This window comes from Micromonospora sp. NPDC049836, assembly GCF_044465125.1.
GTDB lineage: Bacteria > Actinomycetota > Actinomycetes > Mycobacteriales > Micromonosporaceae > Micromonospora.
Genome location: NZ_JBITLH010000001.1, coordinates 439,956 through 457,385, shown reverse-complemented (window position 1 = coordinate 457,385; position 17,430 = coordinate 439,956). Strand labels below are relative to the sequence as shown.

Genomic DNA, 17,430 nt, shown 5'->3' with positions numbered 1-17,430 from the left:
TCAGGCGTCCGTCCGGGCGGGGCGGTCGCCGGCGAGGTGGTCGACCACCCGGTGGGTCAGCGCGCCGAGCGCGGCGATCTCCTCGGGGGTGAGCAGGTCGATCAGGTGCCGGCGGACGGCGGCCACGTGGCCGGGGGCGGCCGCCTCGATGGCCTGCCGGCCGGCGGGGGTGAGGGTCACGATCGAGCCGCGCCCGTCCGACGGGCACTCCTCCCGGCTGACCAGGCCGCGTTGCTGCATCCGGGCCAGGTGGTGGGAGAGGCGGCTGCGGGACCAGAGCATCCGGTCGGCCAGCTCGCTGAGGCGCAGCCGCTGCTCGGGCGTCTCGGAGAGGTCGGAGAGGACGTCGTAGTCCGGCTCGGAGAGGCCGGCGTCCTGGGTCAGCTCCCGGGCCAGCTCCAGGTCGAGCAGGCGGCGCATCCGGCGGTAGCCGCGCCAGGCGCGCTCCTCCCGCTCGTCCAGCCAGCGTGGTTCGTCCATGCGCCGATCCTAGCCGCGTGGTTGACATGTCATCAAAGCGGCCGTACGGTCGATGACATGTCAACCACATTGCCGGCGCGACTGGCCCGGCTCCTGGCCGGCCTCGCGCTCTTCGGCGCCAGCGTGGCGCTGATGGTGCGGGCCGATCTCGGCCTCGGCTCCTGGGACGTCCTGCACCAGGGCCTCGCCGCCCGCACCGGGCTGCCGATGGGCGTGCTGGTCAACGGCGTGGCGCTGGCCGTCCTGCTGCTCTGGATCCCGCTGCGTCAGCGGCCCGGTGTCGGCACCGTCGCCAACGTCGCGCTGGTCGGCCTGGCCCTGGACGGGGTGCTGGCGGTGCTGCCACCGGTCGGCTCGCTCGCCGTCCGGGTTCCGCTGCTGCTCGCCGGGATCATGCTCAACGGCGTCGCCACCGCGCTCTACCTCGGCGCCCGGCTTGGCCCCGGCCCGCGGGACGGCCTGATGACCGGCCTGGCCACCCTCGGCCTACCGATCGGCCGCGCCCGCACCCTGATCGAGCTGGCCGTGCTCGCCGTCGGCTGGCTGCTCGGCGGCACCGTCGGCCCGGGCACCCTGCTCTACGCGCTCGGCATCGGCCCGCTCGCCCAGTTCCTCATCCCTCGACTCGCCACGCCGGCCGTCGGCCGTCCCGTCCCGACAGGAGTGACCCCGCCATGCCCCGCCTGAACGTGATCGTCGCCAGCACCCGCCCCGGCCGGGTGGGCCGGCGGATCGGTGACTGGTTCACCGCGGCCGCCGTCCGCCACGGGGGCTTCGACGAGGTACGCCTGGTCGACCTCGCCGAGGTCGGGCTTCCGTTCCACGACGAGCCGCACCACCCCTCGGAGGGGAACTACCTGCACCCGCACACCCGGGAGTGGAGCGCCACGACCGCGGCCGCCGACGCGTTCGTGTTCGTCATGCCCGAGTACAACTACGGCTTCAGCGCCCCGCTGAAGAACGCGATCGACTACCTCTACCACGAGTGGCAGCACAAGCCGGTGGGCTTCGTCAGCTACGGCATGACGTCCGGCGGTCTCCGCGCGGTCCAAATGATCAAGCAGGTGGTGACCACGTTGAACATGATGCCGGTGAACGAGGCGGTGACCGTCTTCCTGCGGCAGGCGCTGGACGAGGCGGGCGAGCTGCGGCCCGACCCGGGTCGGGAGGCGGCGGCGGACCAGCTGCTCGACCGGTTGGCGCGGCTCGCCGTCGCGCTCGCCCCGCTGCGGGCGGTGCCGGCGTGACCGCCCGGCTGTGGGAGCTGTTCGGCGAGCGGGGGCGCGGGGTGCTGGTCACCCTGCGTCGGGACGGCCGCCCGCAGCTCTCGAACGTCGACTACCTGGCCGAGCCCGGGTTGATCCGCTGCTCCACCACCGGCGACCGGGCCAAGGTGCGCAACCTGCGCCGCGATCCGCGGGCCAGCTTCCACGTCACCACCGCCGACGGCGGGGCGTACGCGGTGGCCGAGGGCACGGTGACGGTGACCCCGCCGGCCGCGGCCACCGACGACGCCACGGTCGAGGAACTGGTCGAGGTCTACCGGCGGATCCGCGGCGAGCATCCGGACTGGGCGGACTACCGGGCGGCCATGGTGGCCGACGGCCGGGTCGTGCTCCGCCTGGCGGTCGAGCGGGTGTACGGCTGGCGCCCGTGATCCGACCCGGTCCGTTGCCGGGTGCGGACCGGCGGTGACTAGGGTCTGAGCATGGTCGCAATCTCGTACGCGGACATCGTGAAGGTCCCCAAGGCGCTGCTGCACGATCACCTCGACGGCGGGCTGCGGCCCGCCACGATCGTGGAGCTGGCCACCGAGGTCGGCCACGAGTTGCCCACCACCGATCCGGCGGCGCTGGGCCGCTGGTTCGTCGAGGCGGCCAACTCCGGCTCGCTGGAGCGCTACCTGGAGACCTTCGCGCACACCGTGGCGGTCATGCAGACCGCGCCGGCGTTGCGCCGGGTGGCCCGCGAGTGCGCGCTCGACCTGGCCGCGGACGGGGTGGTCTACGCGGAGGTCAGGTTCGCCCCCGAGCAGCACCTGGAGCGGAACCTGAGCCTGGACGAGGTGGTCGAGGCGGTGGTGGCCGGCTTCGCCGAGGGCAGCGCCCTGGCCGCCGAGGCGGGCACCCCGATCCGGGTCGGCACCCTGCTCACCGCGATGCGGCACGCCGCCCGCTCCCAGGAGATCGCCGAACTGGCGGTGCGGCACCGGGACGCCGGGGTGGTCGGCTTCGACATCGCCGGCGCCGAGGCGGGTTTCCCGCCCACCCGGCACCTGGACGCCTTCGAGTATCTCCAGCGGGAGAACTTCCACTTCACCATCCACGCCGGCGAGGCGTTCGGGCTGCCGTCGATCTGGCAGGCGATCCAGTGGTGCGGCGCCGACCGGCTCGGCCACGGGGTCCGGATCGTCGACGACATCACCCCGGGCGATCCGCCGGTGCTCGGCCGGCTGGCCGCGTACGTGCGGGACAAGCGGATCCCGCTGGAGCTGTGCCCGTCGTCGAACGTGCAGACCGGGGCGGCGGCGTCGATCGTCGAACACCCGATCGGGCTGCTGCGCGACCTGCGCTTCCGGGTGACGGTCAACACCGACAACCGGCTGATGAGCGGCACCTCGATGTCCCGGGAGATGGCGTTGCTGGTGGAGGCCTTCGGCTACGGCTGGAAGGAACTCCAGTGGTTCACCATCAACGCGATGAAGAGCGCCTTCATCCCGTTCGACGAGCGGCTGGCAATCATCGACGAGGTGATCAAGCCGGGGTACGCCAAGCTGATCGGCTGATCAGGAATGCTGCTGCGGGTGGCCGGCGAGCAGGTCGGCCACCCGGCGCAGCACCTCCCGGGCCCGGGCCGCCTCGGCGCCCAGCCCGGTCTGCCGGCGCAGCACGTGCGGCTCGGTCCGCAGCAGCGCCAGCCCGCGGCGGAACAGCACCCCCGGCGCCTTGCGCTGCTCGGCGAGGTCGCGGGCCAGCCGGCGGAGGAAGGTCGCCCCGCGCGGGCGGCGCAGCGCGTACGCCCCGGCGAGCAGGCCCCGGCGGCGGCACTCCGCCACGATCTCGGCGGCGAAAATCCCTTCGGCGATGAAAAATGGCGATCCGGTCACGTCGAATGGCCGGGTGGCCACCCTCCGGTCCGCGCCGATCGCATAAACCGGCACTTCGGCCTTGCCCTCCCGGGCCAGTCGGGCAATGGTTTCCACCGCTGTGTCCGCATCCCAGGACAGCGGGGACTCCCAGTCCACCTGTCCGTTCTGGCGTGGACACGTAGGGTCATCGGCGTCCTTGTAGAAGTCGTCCAGGCAGAGGACGGGAAGTCCGGTTCGTTCGGCAATGTAGGACTTTCCGGAGCCGGAAGGCCCGGCGAGCAGGACGACGCGGTGAGGGTGTGCCATTACTTTGAGTGACTCCGGCCAGACGGATTGCTATCAAATTGCATCAACATCTCATCACACCACCGGCGAGGTACAACCTGGTCTTTCTCTTTGCGGGGCGGCGTGATGGAATCTCGGAGGTCCGACCCGCCGGGTCGGTCGCTCGGCGTTGCCCTGAGGCAACGCCCGGGCGCGGTAATGCGAGGGCGGTGACGTGAGCAAACGGCCAACGACGGCGGGCTCCTTCCTGTCGCGTCTACGTCGGCCGGCCAGCCGGCTCCGCGACATGCCGATCTGGTCCAAGCTCGGTCTGATCATGATCGTGCCGACCATCGCCACGGTCGTGGTGGGCACCAGCGGGCTGGTCGACCACCTGCAGACGCTCAACAATGCCAACCGGGCCGGGAACCTGGCCAACCTCATCGAAACGTCCGGTGACCTGGTCGACAGCCTGCAGGACGAGCGGGTGGCGGCGGTGCTCTGGCTGGGCGCCAACCGCAAGGGCCAGACGACGGCCGAGCGGACCCAGAGCAACGCGCAGTACCAGGAGGCCTACAACCGGGCCACCCAGCGGGTCGACCAGCGAAAGAACCCGTACTCCGACCAGCGGCTCGACATCGAGGGCCTGCCCTCGACCTTCGAGCAGCTGCTGGACGACATCGACCAGAGCCTCGCCGACCTGCCCGGCACCCGTAGCCAGGTGCTCAACGGCAAGATGACGATCCCCGAGGCCCAGCAGATGTACGCCGGCCTCATCAGCGGCCTGCTCGGGATCCGGGACTCGTCCAGCCAGCTCGCCGGCGACACCAACCTGAGCGACCAGATGCGGGCCGCGGCCGCCACGGCGCGGCAGAAGGAATACATCGCCCAGCGCCGCGTGGTGGTCCACCGGGCGCTGGTGCAGGGCACCCTCACCCCGGCCCTGCGCGACGACTACATCGCCACCGTCACCGGCGAACAGCAGGCGGCCGAGACCTACAAGTCCGTCGCCAGCCAGGCCGACCAGGACTTCTACCAGCAGACCGTCGCCGGCCCCGACCTGCGCGAGTCGGTCAACTACCAGAACGAGATCAGCAGCAGCAGCGGCGACCTGTCCGAGCTCCGCTTCGGGTCGGACCAGTGGGACCACGCCATGGTGGCCAACACCGAGCTGATCCGTACCGTCGAGTCGCGGCTCGACGCCAACGTGGTGCGCAAGGCCGAGCAACTCCGCTCGAACACCCAGACGCAGGTGTTCCTCGAGACCGGCCTGCTGCTCATCATGCTGCTGCTGGCCATCCTCTTCGCCTACCTGGTGGCCCGCTCGATGGCCCGCTCCCTGCGGGAGCTGCGGCAGGGCGCCCTCTCGGTGGCCCAGTACGGCCTGCCCCAGGCGGTGGCCCGGCTGCGTGACCCGCAGGTCACCGGCCAGCTCTCCCCGATCCAGCTGGCCAACCAGATCGCCGAGCCGCTGCCGGTCCGCAGCAAGGACGAGTTCGGCCAGGTGACCGAGGCGTTCAACGCCGTCCACCTGGAGGCGGTCCGGACCGCGGCCGAGCAGGCCGCCCTGCGGGCCTCCGTCGCGACCATGTTCGTCAACCTGGCCCGCCGGTCGCAGATCCTGGTCGACCGGCTGATCGGCCACCTCGACCGGCTGGAGCGCGGCGAGGAGGACCCGGACCGCCTCGCGGAGCTGTTCCAGCTCGACCACCTGGCCACCCGGATGCGCCGCAACGACGAGAACCTGCTGGTTCTCGCCGGCGCGGACTCCACCCGCGTGCAGCGCGAGCCGGCCGCCCTGATCGACGTGCTGCGCGCCGCGCAGTCCGAGGTCGAGCACTACACCCGGATCGAGTTCGGCGTGATCGACCGGGACATCGAGATCGCCGCGCACGCGGTCAACGACCTCGTGCACCTGGTCGCCGAGCTCTTCGACAACGCGACCGCCTTCTCCCCGCCGGACAGCCACGTCATGGTGGAGGCCCGCCGGGTGGGCGACCGCGCCTCCCTCTACGTGGAGGACCGCGGCATCGGCATCGGTCCGGAGCAGCTGCGCGAACTCAACGAGCGGCTCGCCACGCCGCCGCAGGTGGACGTGGCGGTCTCCCGGATGATGGGCCTCGTCGTGGTCGCCCGGCTGGCCTCCCGGCACGGCGTCAAGGCCGAGCTGCGGCCCGGCGCCGACCGGGGCACCGTCGCCGACGTCACGCTGCCCCCGTCGGTCCTCGTGCCGCGGGCGCTGAGCGGCCGGGGTCACCCGGCGCCCGCGCTGCCGGCCGCCGGCCCGCAGCAGCCCGGCCCGGCGCCCGCCTTCGGCGCGCTGGCCGCGCTCGGCAACGGCCCGTACACGCCGCCCGCGCCGCCCGCGCAGCGGCCCAGCGGCTCCGGCAACCAGGTCACCCTCGGCGGCCGGGCGTTCGAGCCCGCGCCGCGGAACGGCTCCGGCACCCCGGCCAGCACGGGCGGATCGCGCGGGATGCCCGCCTGGTCCGACCTCACCGGCGCCAACGCGCTGGCCGGCGGGGACGGGTTCCCGCCGCGGCCGTCCAACGGGCAGTCGGTCGACCCGCTGCCGCAGCGGCGCGGCCCGGAGGGCGACCCGAGCAGCACCGGCCAGCAGCCGGCCATCCCGCGGCAGCTGCCGAGCAGCCCCGAGCGGCCGTACAACCCGCCGCCGGTCTCCGCGCCGCCGGTGCCGCCGGTGTCGGCCCCGCCGCTGCCGCCGGTCTCCGGCGCCCCGGTCTCGGCCTCGCCGGTCTCCGGTTACCCGGTCTCGGCCTCGCCGGTCTCCGGCCACCCCGTCTCCGGTCAGCCCTATCCGGGCTACCCGGTCTCGGCGCAGCCCTACTCGGCGCAGCCCTACTCCGGTCAGCCCTACCCGGGCCAGCCGGTGTCGGCCGCGCCCGCGCCGGGCCAACCGGGCTCGGTGCCGCCGGCCAACCAGCTGCCGTCGCGGCCGGTCCCGCAGGCCGGTACCCAGGGTGCCGGTGCGCCGCCGGCCTGGCCGCCGGTCGCCGCGCCCGACCAGGGTGCCCCGCCGGTGCCGGAGCGTCTCGCCGCCGGCCTGGACATGACCACCGAACTGCCGCGGGTGACCCGGCCGGAGCCGCAGCAGGCCGCCGCGCCGCCGGCGGCCAGCCGCCCGACGGCCGCACCGGCGCAGCCGGCCCGGCCGACTCCGCAGCAGGCGGCCAACCGCCAGCGGTACGCGGACGAGACCATGGAGCTGCCGATCTTCCGGGAGCTGGAATCGGCCTGGTTCCGTACCCGCCGGCCGGGGCCGAACGAGGAGACGACCGCGCCGCAGGCGGCCGCCACGAACGCCGCCGCGACCCAGCAGTTCGCCAAGGTCGACGTCGCCGGTCCGGCCGCGCAGCAGCCAACACCCGCAACGACAGGTAACACGCCGATGGCACACACCCCGGCGGCCGGCGCAGGGCCCCGCGAGAACGGTTCGGCCAACGGGGGCGGGCGTTCCGGCTTCGCCGAGGCGCTGCCGAACCGCCGGCCTCAGCAACCGCAGCAGCCCGGCTGGCAGACCGCGGCCGACGACGGCTGGCGGGCGGCCTCGGCCGCCACCGAGGTCCCGGTCGCCGAGACGACCCAGAAGGGTCTGCCCAAGCGGACCCCGATGGCGCAGCTCGTGCCGGGTGGCATCGAGAAGCCGTCGGCCTCGGTCCAGCGCCGGACGCCGGAAGGCGTACGGGGCCTCCTGTCGGCCTACCATCGAGGTGTGCAGCGGGGGCGTAGCAGCCCCACCGACAGCAACTCGACCGGCCCGGAGGGCACTCCGGACGGGCAGCAGTCCTCGCAGTCTGGCTCAGGCCCAGTGGCCGGGAGCGGGCAGAAGGAGCAACAAGGATGACAACTACGCAGGATCTCGGATGGCTGCTCGCCAACTTCGCTGACCGGGTGCCCGGCGTGGCGCACGCGGTCGCGGTCTCCGCCGACGGCCTGCTCCTGGCCTCGTCCCGGGACCTCCCCCGGGACCGGGCGGACCAGTTGGCGGCGATCGCCTCCGGTCTGGTCAGCCTGACCCAGGGCGCGGCCCGCTGCTTCGAGGGCGGTGCGGTGCTCCAGACGGTGGTCGAGATGGACAACGGCTTCCTGTTCCTGATGTCCATCAGCGACGGCTCGTCGTTCGCGGTCCTCGCGGCCCGCAGCTGCGACGTCGGTCAGGTCGGCTACGAGATGGCTCTGCTCGTCGACCGGGTGGGTGACGCCCTGACCCCGCAGCCGCGTACGGCTGTGGGGATGATGGGCTGATCGACGCGCTGACCGGTGGGTCAGGAGCGGCAACAACTACGACATCGACGGACACCACCGGGGAGAGCCGGTGCCGGGTACGAAGGAGGTGAGCGGCGACATGGTCGATCGTGACGAACCGACCGGAGCGTTGGTCCGTCCATACGCCGTGACCCGCGGTCGTACCCGCCCCCGGCTCGATATTGCCCTGGAGGCGCTCGTCGAGACGACGGTGCGCGGCCGCGCCGTTGCCACCGGCAACGGCGGCCAAGGCCGTGAACACCAGTACATCGCCGCGCTGTGCGACGGACGTGTGCAGTCACTCGCCGAGATCGCGGCGCGTATGCAGCTTCCGCTCGGCGTGGCCCGGGTGCTCATCGCCGACATGGCGACGGACGGCCTGGTCGCGGTCCACGAGCCGACCATCCTGGACGACTCCGACGACGCGGTGGGCACTGAACTGCTGGAGAGGGTGCTGAGTGGACTTCGCAGGCTCTGACATGTCGCACCGGCCGCCGGCCCCGAGCGGGCGCGTGACGTCAGCGAAGATCGTTATCGCCGGCGGGTTCGGCGTCGGCAAGACGACGCTGGTCGGCTCGGTCTCGGAGATCACGCCGCTGACCACCGAGGCGATCATGACCTCCGCTGGTGTGGGCGTCGACGACAACCGGCAGGTGCCGGGTAAGACGACGACCACGGTGGCGATGGACTTCGGGCGTATCTCGATCGACCGCGACCTGATCCTGTACCTGTTCGGTACGCCGGGTCAGACCCGGTTCTGGTTCATGTGGGACGAACTGGTCCGCGGCGCCATCGGCGCGGTGGTGCTGGTCGACACCCGCCGGTTGGCCGACTGCTTCGCCGCCATCGACTTCTTCGAGCACCGGCGGCTGCCGTACCTGGTGGCCATCAACTGCTTCGACGGGATGCAGTACCACGACCCGCAGGACGTCCGGGACGCGCTGGCGATCTCGCACGACATCCCGGTGGTGGCCTGCGACGCCCGGAACCGGGAGTCGACCAAGCACGTGCTGATCTCCCTGGTCGAGTACGTGCTGACCATGCGGCGCTCGCGGGCGGTCGCGCCCGCCTGACGGCGGCAGCACAAGCGCCCGGTTACCTGAGGTCACCGGGCGCTTGTCGCTGTCCACGTCACGGTTGCGCCGCCGGGCGGACCCGCCACCCCGACCGGCCGGGGTGGACGGTCAGGCGTAGCGCTCCCAGATGCCCTGGTGGACCTGGTAGATGCCGAGCGAGTCCGGTTCCATGCCGCCGTGCCGGGTCGGCGTGAACGCGTAGGCGCCGGCCATCCCCTCGACCACCTGGGCCTGTAGGAACGCCCGCAGCCGGCCACGGTCGACATTGGTCGCCATCCGGGCCGCGGAGACGAGCAGTTGCAGCCCGTCGGACGCGTACGGGGCGAAGCCGGTGTAGCTGGCGTGCCGCCGCAGGTAGCGGTACGTGAAGTCCTTGCGGGCCACCTCCGCCGAGTTGGCCGCGGTCAGCGGGGAACTGCTCAGGCAGGCCGGGTGGACCACGTAGGCGCCCTCGACGGCGGCCGCGTTGGGCCGGGCCAGGGTGTCGTCGGCGACCGCCCCGGCGTCGAAGAAGAGCGGCCCCCGGTAGCCGGCCCGACGCAGCTCGCGCGCGGCGGCACCGGAGTCGGGCGCGGTGCCCCAGACGATCACGCCGGCCGGCTTACCGGCGGCGGCCCGTGCGGCGGCGGCGCCGAAGTCCTGCCCGCCGGCCGGCAGCCGGACGGTCCGGGCCAGTTGGACGTCGGCGCGGGGCAGGGCGGCACGGACCGCCCGTACCCCGGAGTCGCCGTGCAGGCCGTCGGCGGCCAGCAGGGCCACCCGCCGGATCTCCAGCGTGCCGAGCAGCCGGGCCAGCCGTCGGGCGACCTCCGCGGCGTCGGGGGTGAGCTTGAAGACGAAGGTGCGTTCGGCCAGCGGCAGCGCGATGCCGTCGCCGGCGGCCAGCGACAGGAACGGCGTCCGGAGTTCCTCGGCCACGTCGATGATGGCCATGGAGGTCTCGGCGAGGGTGCCGCCGATCAGGGCGTGCGCCTGGGTCCGCTGGATCAGGTCGGTGGCCTGCTTCGCGGCCTGGGCGGGGTTGCCGCCGTTGTCGCGGATCTCCAGCCGCACCGTGCGGCGCAGCTTGCCGACCGGGAAACCGGTGACGTTCAGCGTGTCGGCGGTGATCTCCAGGGCGCGCTGCTGGAGCACGCCGACCGCGGCGCCCCTGCCGGTCAGCTCCAGGCTCGCGCCGACCACCAGCTCGTGGTCGTCCGGTGCGTCGCTGGCCGGGCCGTCGTCGGGCCGCTGGCCGGGCTGTCCGCACGCGGCGAGGAGCAGGGTGCTCGCCGCCGCGGAGAGCACGCCACGCCGGGTCAACACGGACGGGTCGAATGCCGGTGTCGCCATTGGAGTCGCCTTCCCACCCCGGCGACGCCCGCGCCGGCTGGTCCGCCGGGTATGGTCCCGGCCGGCCAGACCCGACGTCAAATTATCCGGGTGTGGGCAGGAACACCCCGGTAGTCCGGAGTGCCGCGCTGCTCAGGAGCGGAGCGAGGCGGTGCTCAGGAGCGGTACCCGGCGGAGCGGTACTCGTACTCCCGGTCATCGTCGCGGTCACCGGAGTCGCGGGTGAAGTCCCAGCCGCCGGCGGCCTCGCGACCCGGGCGGCCGCCGACGGCGAAGCCGCCGATCTCCTGACCGCGCCGCCAACCCCGGAAGTAGCCGGTGGTGTTCTCGGCGAGGCTGGCCGCGTTCCGCACGATCCGCAGTGGACGCTCGTCGCGCAGCGGCGAGCCCGGCACCAGGTTGGCCTGGGGGACCCGCTTGGGCAGGCCGGCCTTGGTCTCGTCGCCGACCGCCGGGCGGGCCGCCTGCTCGGCGGCCTGCCATCCGGTGTCGGCCGTGCTCGACCACTCCAGGTCGGCCTCGTCGCCGTGCCCGACGAACCAGGCGGACTTCGCCTGCGCGAAGATCAGCAGGTCGCCGTCGCCCTCGTCGGAGACCGGCGGGGGCCGGTGCTCCTTCGGCGCCGGACGTCGCTCCAGCGGGGGCGGCAGCTCGGCCCGGGGGGCCGGCCGGCCGGACCGTTCGGCGCCCCGCTCGACCAGCCGCAGCGGCGGGGTCTCCAGCCCGGGGTCGGTCGGCGGGTTCTGCTCGTCCCGCAGCGCCCGGTCGGCCAGTGGCGGCGGCTCGACCAGCCGCAGCATCGGCGGCTCCTGCGGCAGGTCGTCCGCGAGCCACGGCGGGGTGACCCGGCCCGGGTCGCTCGGCGCGTCCACGCCCCGGCCGCCGTACCCGTAGCCGGGCGCGGCCTCCTTGGCGCGGTCGTCCTCGTCGCCGGTGTTCACCAGTGGCCAGTTGGCCCGGGAACCGGGGGGAGCGGACTCCTGCCCGGGACGGGGCGCCGGCACCGGGATGGTCAGGTCGGTCGCGCTGAAGCCGCCGGTCGGCGACTCCGGCGTGATCTTGGGCCGGGGTGGGATGACCGTCCGCTGGCGCTCGGCCCGGGCGCTGTTGATCGCGGCCGTGGTCAGCGTCGGGCGGAACGGCTCACCGGCCTCGGCCGGCGGCACGGCGCCGCGCTGGGCCGGGGTGATCGGGGTGATGCCCGGCGGCGGCGGGGGCGGCGCGGAGATCGGCCGGTTGGTCGGGGCGTCCACCCGCGACGGCAGCGGCGCGCCAGCCGGCTCGGGACGGGTGGCCGGCCGGTTGGTGGCGGCCGCCGGGGCGACCGGAGCGGGCGCCACCGGCGGTGGCGTGACCGGGGCCGGGGCGACCGGCGGCGGCGCCAGCGGCCGCGGCGAGGGTGGCGCGGCGGGACCGGAGACCGGTTCGGGACGGCTGCGCCGGCCCACCGGCTCGGGCCCGGCGGGGCGGCCCGGGCGCAGGCCGGTCAGCTCGCCGACCGACTCGCCGCGCCGGGCGGCCGCCCGGCGACCGGGGGTCGGGGCGGGCGTGGTCACCCGGGCGGCGAGGGCACCGACGAGCGAGTCGCAGCCGGCGTCGCAGGCCCGCACGGAGGCGACCGCCTGCCGCACGGTCTCGGCGACGGCGGCGGTGAGCGCCCGGTTGACGGTGGCGCGCCGGGGGGTTTCCGAGATGGCCACCCGCAGCGCGGTGACCGCCTCGTTGACGGTGTCGGCGTCGGCGACGCCCTCGGCCGTGAGGTGCGCGGCGACGGCGTCCGCGGCGACCGGGACGTCCCGTCCACCAGCGACCGTGCCGCCGAGCATGCCCGGCTCGGGCAGCGCGTCCAGCACCGCCAGGGAGACCGGCTCGGCCGGGTCCGGATAGGCCCGCAGGGCCGCCGGGTAGAGCTCGCGGAGCACCTCGCGCAGCGTCACGGCGGCGGAGTGCCGGCCGCTGGCCAGCGCCGCGTGCGCGGCGAGAACCTGCTTGTAGCCGGCGAGGTCGCGGGGCGCCGGGAGGGTGACCGCGGAGAGCGCGCCGGCCTGGAGGGCGCGGGCCAGCCCGACCGCACGACGCTCGGCCGGCGGGGACTGCATCTCCTCCAGCGAGTCGTCATCGGCGAAGCGCTCGGCGAAGTCGTCGACCGAGTCGTCGTCCGCGATCGCCAGCGGTCGGCCGGCCGCGCTGAGCAGCGACGTGACCGTGTGGTCGTCGCTGTCCGCGGCGATCGCCGCACCGCTCGGGCCGCCCGATCGCTCGACGAGCAGCGCGACCAGCTGGGCGTAGCCGGCGGGGTCGTCGCCGATCTCGCAGACATGCAGCAGCCGGCCTGCGTCGTCGACCACAGCGGACGTCAACGTCGAACCGGCCGAAGCCGGCCGGTCGGCCGGATCCGCCGAGGCCAGACCGCAGTACACGCGCACGAGCGCCAAGGCGTCGTCCTCCTCCCGGGACACAAGGCTTTCTCTGCCAGAGACTGATGCTCCCCGCTTCGGGTCAGTCGCGCCAGTCCACAACCGCAGAGATCTTGCCGACAATGGTGCGCCAACCCAGACTTGCGGTTTGTGCCCCGATTTTCTTCAACCGGCGCCGGCCGAGGAAACCACCGATTCCGCCGTTGACACTGGCCCGCAGCGCCTCGTCGAGGTCGTCCAGGCTGGAGCCCGCGGAGAGCATGTCCAGCACGGCGGGTAGCCGCAGCGCGTACGCCAGGTCACGGGCGATCTCGCCGGCCTCGATCAGGAGCGTGGGATCCCAGGCGTCGTGGCCGCCGCGCAGGTTCTCCACGACCAGGTCGAGCTCGTAGGTGTCCTCGTCCAGCGGCGTGATGTCGGCCGGCTCCACCCGTTCGGACAGTTCATTCCAGCTGTCCAGTTGAGACAGATCGTTGGGCGCACCGGAACGGATGAATGACACCAACGATTCCGGGCTCTTGAAGAGCAGCAGCTTGCCCCGGTGGGTGAGGAAGGCCGGCACCTCCTCGTCGCCGGTGTCGTCCGCCTCGTCCTCGTCCGCCTCAGCCGCCTCGTCCTCGTCCTCCTCGGCCGCCGCATCGGCGTCCTCGTCGGTCTTGGCGTCGACGTCCTCGTCCGCGTCGGCCTCGGCGTCGGTCGCCGCCGACTTGCCGCGCCGGCGGCCCGCGGGGCGCTCCTCGGCCTCCTCGTCCTCGTCCTCGGCGGTGAGGGCGGCGTACTCCTCGTCGAGGATCACCACCTCTTCCTCGTCCTCGGTGTCGACGACCTGGCGGCGGGCCAGGAACGGGTCGTCCTGGTCGCGCTCGGCGACGTCCGTCGGGGTCAGCTCCCGCGCCGGCCGGTACGCCCGCAGCGTGTAGCCGGTGCCGGCGGGCAGGTCGATCTCCACCGGGTCGATGCGCAGCTCGTCCCAGAGCGTGCGGTCCGGGGCCGGGCGGTCGACCTCGACCTCGTCATCTGCGGCCGACGCGGTGGTGTCGTCGAGCTCGAGCTCAGGCTCGTCGGCGTCGGGCCGTTGGGGCGACTGGCGGGCCACGCTGACCTCCGGGTGCTTTCGGGTTGCCCACGCGGCGGCCCCTTCCGGCCGCCGAGTGACTCTGCGCACATACCCTAGTGGGCGACGCGGCGGACTGGGAGCGCACCCCGGTGGCGTCCCGGGCGGCGGACAAGTAGCCTTGCTACACATGAGGGCCCAGGCGCTGCACGGACACCTGGACGCGCTGCTGCTGGCGGTGCTGGAGCAGGGCGAATTGCACGGCTACGCGATCATCGAGGCGCTCCGGGCCCGCAGCGGCGGCACCCTGGACCTGCCCACCGGCACCATCTATCCGGCGCTGCGCCGCCTCGAGCGCGCCGGATACGTGGCCAGCTCGTGGAGCACGGTCAACGGCCGGGAACGGCGCACCTACCGGCTCACCGACGCCGGGGTGCGGGCGCTCGCCGGCGAACGCGCCGGCTGGCGCGAGTTCAGCGACACGGTCGGCCGCTTCCTCGGCACCGACCAGCCGCCCGCCCCGGCCTGACCCGCCCCGGCCCGACCCGCCCCGGCCGTCAGCGGACCGCCACCAGCCAGCAGCGGGCCGCCCTGGCCAGCGCGAACCAGCCGGCGCTGACCAGCACCGCCCCGATGATCATCGGGGGCCAGGTCAGAGCCGCGTCCCAGAGACTGACCGACCAGCCGAACAGGGCGCCGCCCGCCACGGCGCCGCCGGCCAGGCCGGCGGTCAGCCCGTAGCCGGCCGCGCGGGCGAGCCGGGGGAGTCGTGGCGACGGGTGCCGGGCGGCGAGGAACCCGATCAGCAGCCCGGCGACCGCCAGCCCGGCGACCAGGCTCCAGATGCCGTTGAGGGAGGTGGAGAGGAGCTGGTAGCCGGCCGGCGGGCGCGGGCCGTCGCTCCAGCTCGACCCCTGCCAGGTCAGGTCGCCGGCGGCCAGCAGCACCCCGGCCACGGCGAGCGCGCGCGCCGCCAGTCCGCGCAGCGCCCCGGCGGCCAGCTCGGCCTGGTAGTCGGGGGCGAGCTGGGCGGCGCTGCCGAACTCGGCCACCGCCCGCCGCTCGGCCTCCGCCGCCGGCAGCCCGTCCTCCCGGTACGCCTCGACCGCGTCCCGCAGCGCGTGCCGTGCCTCGGTCAGCAGATCTGACTTGAGGCGGGCCGGACCCCGCAGCCGGCCGGCCAACTCGTCCAGCCGCTCCTCGACCAGCACTTCCGCGTACCCCCGCATGCGACCACCCTGCCACCCGGCGCCGCCTGCCGCGTCCGGGGTTTTCCCGGAATGGGATCGGGGTCCACCCGGGCCGGCGATCCGGGCCGGGCGCCGGCGTCAGGCGGCCGGTCCCAGGGCGAGGTAGCCGCGCTCGGCCGCCTCCTGGAGCAGCCACTGGTCCCGGTACCAGCCGGGCCGGGCGATCAGGTCGGCGTGCCGGCCGCGCTGGGTCACCCGGCCGGCGTCGAGGACCAGGATCTCGTCCAGCCCGGCCAGGCCGCTGAGCCGGTGGCTGATCAGCAGCACCGAGTGTCCGGCCGGGGTGGCCGCCAGCGCCGAGGCGAGCACCGCGTCCGCGGCGGCCGGGTCGAGTCCTTCGGTCGGCTCGTCGAGCACCAGCACGGCCGGGGCGGCCAGCAGCGCCCGGGCCAGCGCGAGCCGCTGCCGCTGCCCGCCGGAGAGCTGCCCGCCCTGCTCGCCGACCACGGTGTCCCAGCCGTCCGGCTGGGCGCGTACCCAGTCCAGCAGGCCGGCCGCCCGGGCCGCGGCGGTCAGCTCCGCCTCGTCGGCGCGGGGCCGACCGAGCAGCAGGTTCTCCCGGACGGTGGCGTGGAAGACGTACGCCTCGGCGAGCAGCCCGCCGATCGCCCGGGGCAGTTCCTCGGGCGGGTACCCGGAGACGTCCACCCCGTCCAGCGTCACCCGGCCGGCGTCCGGGCGCACCGCGCCGGTGAGTACGGCCGCGAGGGTGCTCTTGCCGGCGCCGCTCGGCCCCACCACGGCGACCCGGCGGCCGGCGGGCAGGTCGAGGTCGACCCCGGCCAGGGCCGGCGGGGCGCCGGGACGGTACCGCACGGTCACGTCCGCGAACCGCATGTCGTGGCCGGCTGGCGCCGGGCCCGGTCCGGTGGGGGCGGCCTCCCCGTCGACCCGCTCGTCGGCGGCCGCCGCCGTACGGCCGGCCGGAACCGCCCCGGCGACGGTCGGCTCGGCGACGGCCGGCTCGGCGGCGGTCGACTCGGGAGCGGTGGGCCCGGCGGTGGTGGGCCGCGAGACGGTGGGCTCGGGGGCGGTGAGCAGGGCGGCGACCCGGGCCAGGCCGGCCCGGAGCTGGGTGCGCTGCCGGGCGGCGCCGACCAGCGCGAGGGCGATCTCCACGGCGGCCAGGGTGCCCACCGCCAGGACGCCGACCAGCACCCCGCCGACCCCGGCGCGGAGCGCCACGTACACCACGGCGGCGGCGGTCAGCCCGGCGACCAGCACCCCGACCGCGTCGACCGCGAAGCCGGCCGCGGCGAGCCGGCGTTCGAGCCGGGCCAGGCGGTTGGCCCGCGCCTCGGCGGCGGCCAGCGCCGTGCCGGTCGCCCCGAACGCGGCCAGGTCGGCGGCCCCGTGGGTCAGGTCCACCGCGTCGACGGCGAGCGCGCCGCGCAGCGGGGCCACCTCGTCGGCGGCCCGCCGGGTGAGCGCGGTGGCCAGGGCGGGCAGCACCGCGCCGGCCACCAGGAGGCCGGCGGCGAGCACGCCGGCGGCCGGCGGTGAGATCAGCGCGGCGCTGCCGACGGCGAGGATGCTCACCAGCACGGCCGCCGCGCCCGGCACCAGCACCCGCAGCAGCAGGTCCTGCACCGCCTCCACGTCGGAGACCAGTCGGCTCAGCGCGTCGCCGGTCCGCTGGGTGGCGGCGTCCCGCCGGGCGGCCAGGGTGCCGAAGACCCGGGCCCGGACGTCGGTGATCATGCGGAGCACGGCGTCGTGCCCGGCGAGCCGTTCGGTGTAGCGGAACACGCCCCGGCTGACGGCCAGGGCGCGGACCGCGACGATCGCCACCGTGAGCCGGTCCAGCGGCGGCCGGCCGGCGGCGCTCATCAGCAGCCAGGTGGCGGTCGCCATCAGGGCCAGCCCGGCGAACTCGGTGGCCGCGGCGAGCAGTCCGGCACCGACCAGCCGGCCCAGGTAGGGCCGGGCCAGCCGCAGCACCGTCCGCTCGGCGCGCGGCCCACCCGGGCGACCGTCGGGGGCGGCGGCGGTGGTCGGGGCGGGCCCGCCGGGCAGCAGCTCCGCCGGGTTCGGCTCGCCGGCGGTCGGCACGCCGGGGTCGCGCCCGGCCGGGGTCATCCCGTCCCCGGCGACGCCGCCCGGCACGGCCCGCACCGGCTGGTCGGGACCGGGCCGCACCCCCGCCGGCCCGGACGCGCCGTGCGGTCCAGGGCCGGTCGTCGGGTCGTCGGGTCGGTTGGTC

The 17,430-nt window shown here is 74.8% G+C and carries 16 protein-coding genes; 9 read left to right on the top strand and 7 right to left on the bottom strand.

Translation table 11 applies throughout. The features are described from left to right. On the bottom strand, positions 1–480 hold the full coding sequence (locus tag ACIBPB_RS02080; RefSeq protein WP_396837777.1) for a MarR family winged helix-turn-helix transcriptional regulator: 480 nt from the start codon (positions 478–480) through the stop codon (positions 1–3). Positions 481–537: 57 nt separating this feature from the next. On the opposite strand from ACIBPB_RS02080, the gene ACIBPB_RS02075 reads away from it, so the two are divergent. Genes ACIBPB_RS02075 through ACIBPB_RS02060 form a run of 4 tightly spaced genes read left to right on the top strand, consistent with a single transcriptional unit; the run spans position 538 to position 3,265 of the window. Beyond that, a complete protein-coding gene (locus tag ACIBPB_RS02075; RefSeq protein WP_396837776.1) occupies positions 538–1,167 on the top strand; it encodes a YitT family protein in 630 nt (209 codons plus the stop codon). Further along, positions 1,155–1,727 carry an NADPH-dependent FMN reductase gene (locus ACIBPB_RS02070; RefSeq protein WP_396837775.1) on the top strand — a complete coding sequence of 191 codons (573 nt, stop codon included), beginning with the start codon at positions 1,155–1,157 and terminating at the stop codon, positions 1,725–1,727. Before ACIBPB_RS02075 ends, ACIBPB_RS02070 begins: the two co-directional genes overlap by 13 nt. Further along, entirely contained in the window at positions 1,724–2,137 is a 414-nt protein-coding gene (locus tag ACIBPB_RS02065; protein ID WP_046567018.1) for a PPOX class F420-dependent oxidoreductase, read from the top strand. The genes ACIBPB_RS02070 and ACIBPB_RS02065 overlap by 4 nt, the downstream gene beginning before the upstream one ends. Before the next feature lie 51 nt (positions 2,138–2,188). Then, positions 2,189–3,265 carry an adenosine deaminase gene (locus ACIBPB_RS02060; RefSeq protein ID WP_396837774.1) on the top strand — a complete coding sequence of 359 codons (1,077 nt, stop codon included), beginning with the start codon at positions 2,189–2,191 and terminating at the stop codon, positions 3,263–3,265. On the opposite strand, the gene ACIBPB_RS02055 is transcribed toward ACIBPB_RS02060, so the two are convergent. Next, positions 3,266–3,682, bottom strand: a complete 417-nt coding sequence (locus ACIBPB_RS02055; RefSeq protein ID WP_357324505.1) for a hypothetical protein — start codon at positions 3,680–3,682, stop codon at positions 3,266–3,268. It lies immediately after the preceding gene. Between the two features lie 385 nt (positions 3,683–4,067). On the opposite strand from ACIBPB_RS02055, the gene ACIBPB_RS02050 reads away from it, so the two are divergent. The 4 genes from ACIBPB_RS02050 to ACIBPB_RS02035 all read left to right on the top strand — a co-directional run bounded on the left by ACIBPB_RS02050 (position 4,068) and on the right by ACIBPB_RS02035 (position 9,171). Next, positions 4,068–7,697, top strand: coding sequence for a nitrate- and nitrite sensing domain-containing protein (locus tag ACIBPB_RS02050; RefSeq protein WP_396837773.1), 3,630 nt, complete (start codon positions 4,068–4,070; stop codon positions 7,695–7,697). After that, positions 7,694–8,098 carry a roadblock/LC7 domain-containing protein gene (locus ACIBPB_RS02045; protein ID WP_013283992.1) on the top strand — a complete coding sequence of 135 codons (405 nt, stop codon included), beginning with the start codon at positions 7,694–7,696 and terminating at the stop codon, positions 8,096–8,098. Before ACIBPB_RS02050 ends, ACIBPB_RS02045 begins: the two co-directional genes overlap by 4 nt. Before the next feature lie 100 nt (positions 8,099–8,198). Then, on the top strand, positions 8,199–8,576 hold the full coding sequence (locus ACIBPB_RS02040; protein ID WP_091061496.1) for a DUF742 domain-containing protein: 378 nt from the start codon (positions 8,199–8,201) through the stop codon (positions 8,574–8,576). Position 8,577: 1 nt separating this feature from the next. Beyond that, complete coding sequence (locus ACIBPB_RS02035) at positions 8,578–9,171, top strand: GTP-binding protein (RefSeq protein ID WP_396837772.1); 594 nt, start codon at positions 8,578–8,580, stop codon at positions 9,169–9,171. A 111-nt stretch (positions 9,172–9,282) separates the two neighbouring features. Here ACIBPB_RS02035 and ACIBPB_RS02030 read toward each other — a convergent pair whose 3' ends face one another. The 3 genes from ACIBPB_RS02030 to ACIBPB_RS02020 all read right to left on the bottom strand — a co-directional run bounded on the left by ACIBPB_RS02030 (position 9,283) and on the right by ACIBPB_RS02020 (position 14,019). Continuing rightward, entirely contained in the window at positions 9,283–10,506 is a 1,224-nt protein-coding gene (locus tag ACIBPB_RS02030; protein WP_396837771.1) for an ABC transporter substrate-binding protein, read from the bottom strand. A gap of 155 nt (positions 10,507–10,661) precedes the next feature. Continuing rightward, positions 10,662–12,965: a transposase gene (locus tag ACIBPB_RS02025; RefSeq protein ID WP_396837770.1), complete on the bottom strand. Its 2,304-nt coding sequence runs from the start codon at positions 12,963–12,965 to the stop codon at positions 10,662–10,664. Between the two features lie 40 nt (positions 12,966–13,005). After that, positions 13,006–14,019 carry a DNA primase gene (locus ACIBPB_RS02020; protein WP_396837769.1) on the bottom strand — a complete coding sequence of 338 codons (1,014 nt, stop codon included), beginning with the start codon at positions 14,017–14,019 and terminating at the stop codon, positions 13,006–13,008. A gap of 148 nt (positions 14,020–14,167) precedes the next feature. Between ACIBPB_RS02020 and ACIBPB_RS02015 the strand changes: the two genes are divergently transcribed. Further along, on the top strand, positions 14,168–14,506 hold the full coding sequence (locus tag ACIBPB_RS02015; RefSeq protein ID WP_357324523.1) for a helix-turn-helix transcriptional regulator: 339 nt from the start codon (positions 14,168–14,170) through the stop codon (positions 14,504–14,506). A 28-nt stretch (positions 14,507–14,534) separates the two neighbouring features. Here ACIBPB_RS02015 and ACIBPB_RS02010 read toward each other — a convergent pair whose 3' ends face one another. Beyond that, positions 14,535–15,206: a permease prefix domain 1-containing protein gene (locus tag ACIBPB_RS02010; RefSeq protein WP_396837768.1), complete on the bottom strand. Its 672-nt coding sequence runs from the start codon at positions 15,204–15,206 to the stop codon at positions 14,535–14,537. Positions 15,207–15,305: 99 nt separating this feature from the next. Continuing rightward, entirely contained in the window at positions 15,306–17,306 is a 2,001-nt protein-coding gene (cydC, locus tag ACIBPB_RS02005; protein ID WP_396838160.1) for a thiol reductant ABC exporter subunit CydC, read from the bottom strand. Between the last annotated feature and the right edge of the window lie 124 nt (positions 17,307–17,430).

Coding starts and splice junctions, on each gene's coding strand:
- ACIBPB_RS02035 (WP_396837772.1), top strand. CDS start 8,578: ATGTCGCACCGGCCGCCGGCCCCGAGCGGGCGCGTGACGTCAGCGAAG.
- ACIBPB_RS02030 (WP_396837771.1), bottom strand. CDS start 10,506: ATGGCGACACCGGCATTCGACCCGTCCGTGTTGACCCGGCGTGGCGTG.
- ACIBPB_RS02080 (WP_396837777.1), bottom strand. CDS start 480: ATGGACGAACCACGCTGGCTGGACGAGCGGGAGGAGCGCGCCTGGCGC.
- ACIBPB_RS02060 (WP_396837774.1), top strand. CDS start 2,189: ATGGTCGCAATCTCGTACGCGGACATCGTGAAGGTCCCCAAGGCGCTG.
- ACIBPB_RS02070 (WP_396837775.1), top strand. CDS start 1,155: ATGCCCCGCCTGAACGTGATCGTCGCCAGCACCCGCCCCGGCCGGGTG.
- ACIBPB_RS02045 (WP_013283992.1), top strand. CDS start 7,694: ATGACAACTACGCAGGATCTCGGATGGCTGCTCGCCAACTTCGCTGAC.
- cydC (WP_396838160.1), bottom strand. CDS start 17,306: ATGACCCCGGCCGGGCGCGACCCCGGCGTGCCGACCGCCGGCGAGCCG.
- ACIBPB_RS02040 (WP_091061496.1), top strand. CDS start 8,199: ATGGTCGATCGTGACGAACCGACCGGAGCGTTGGTCCGTCCATACGCC.
- ACIBPB_RS02010 (WP_396837768.1), bottom strand. CDS start 15,206: ATGCGGGGGTACGCGGAAGTGCTGGTCGAGGAGCGGCTGGACGAGTTG.
- ACIBPB_RS02015 (WP_357324523.1), top strand. CDS start 14,168: ATGAGGGCCCAGGCGCTGCACGGACACCTGGACGCGCTGCTGCTGGCG.
- ACIBPB_RS02075 (WP_396837776.1), top strand. CDS start 538: ATGTCAACCACATTGCCGGCGCGACTGGCCCGGCTCCTGGCCGGCCTC.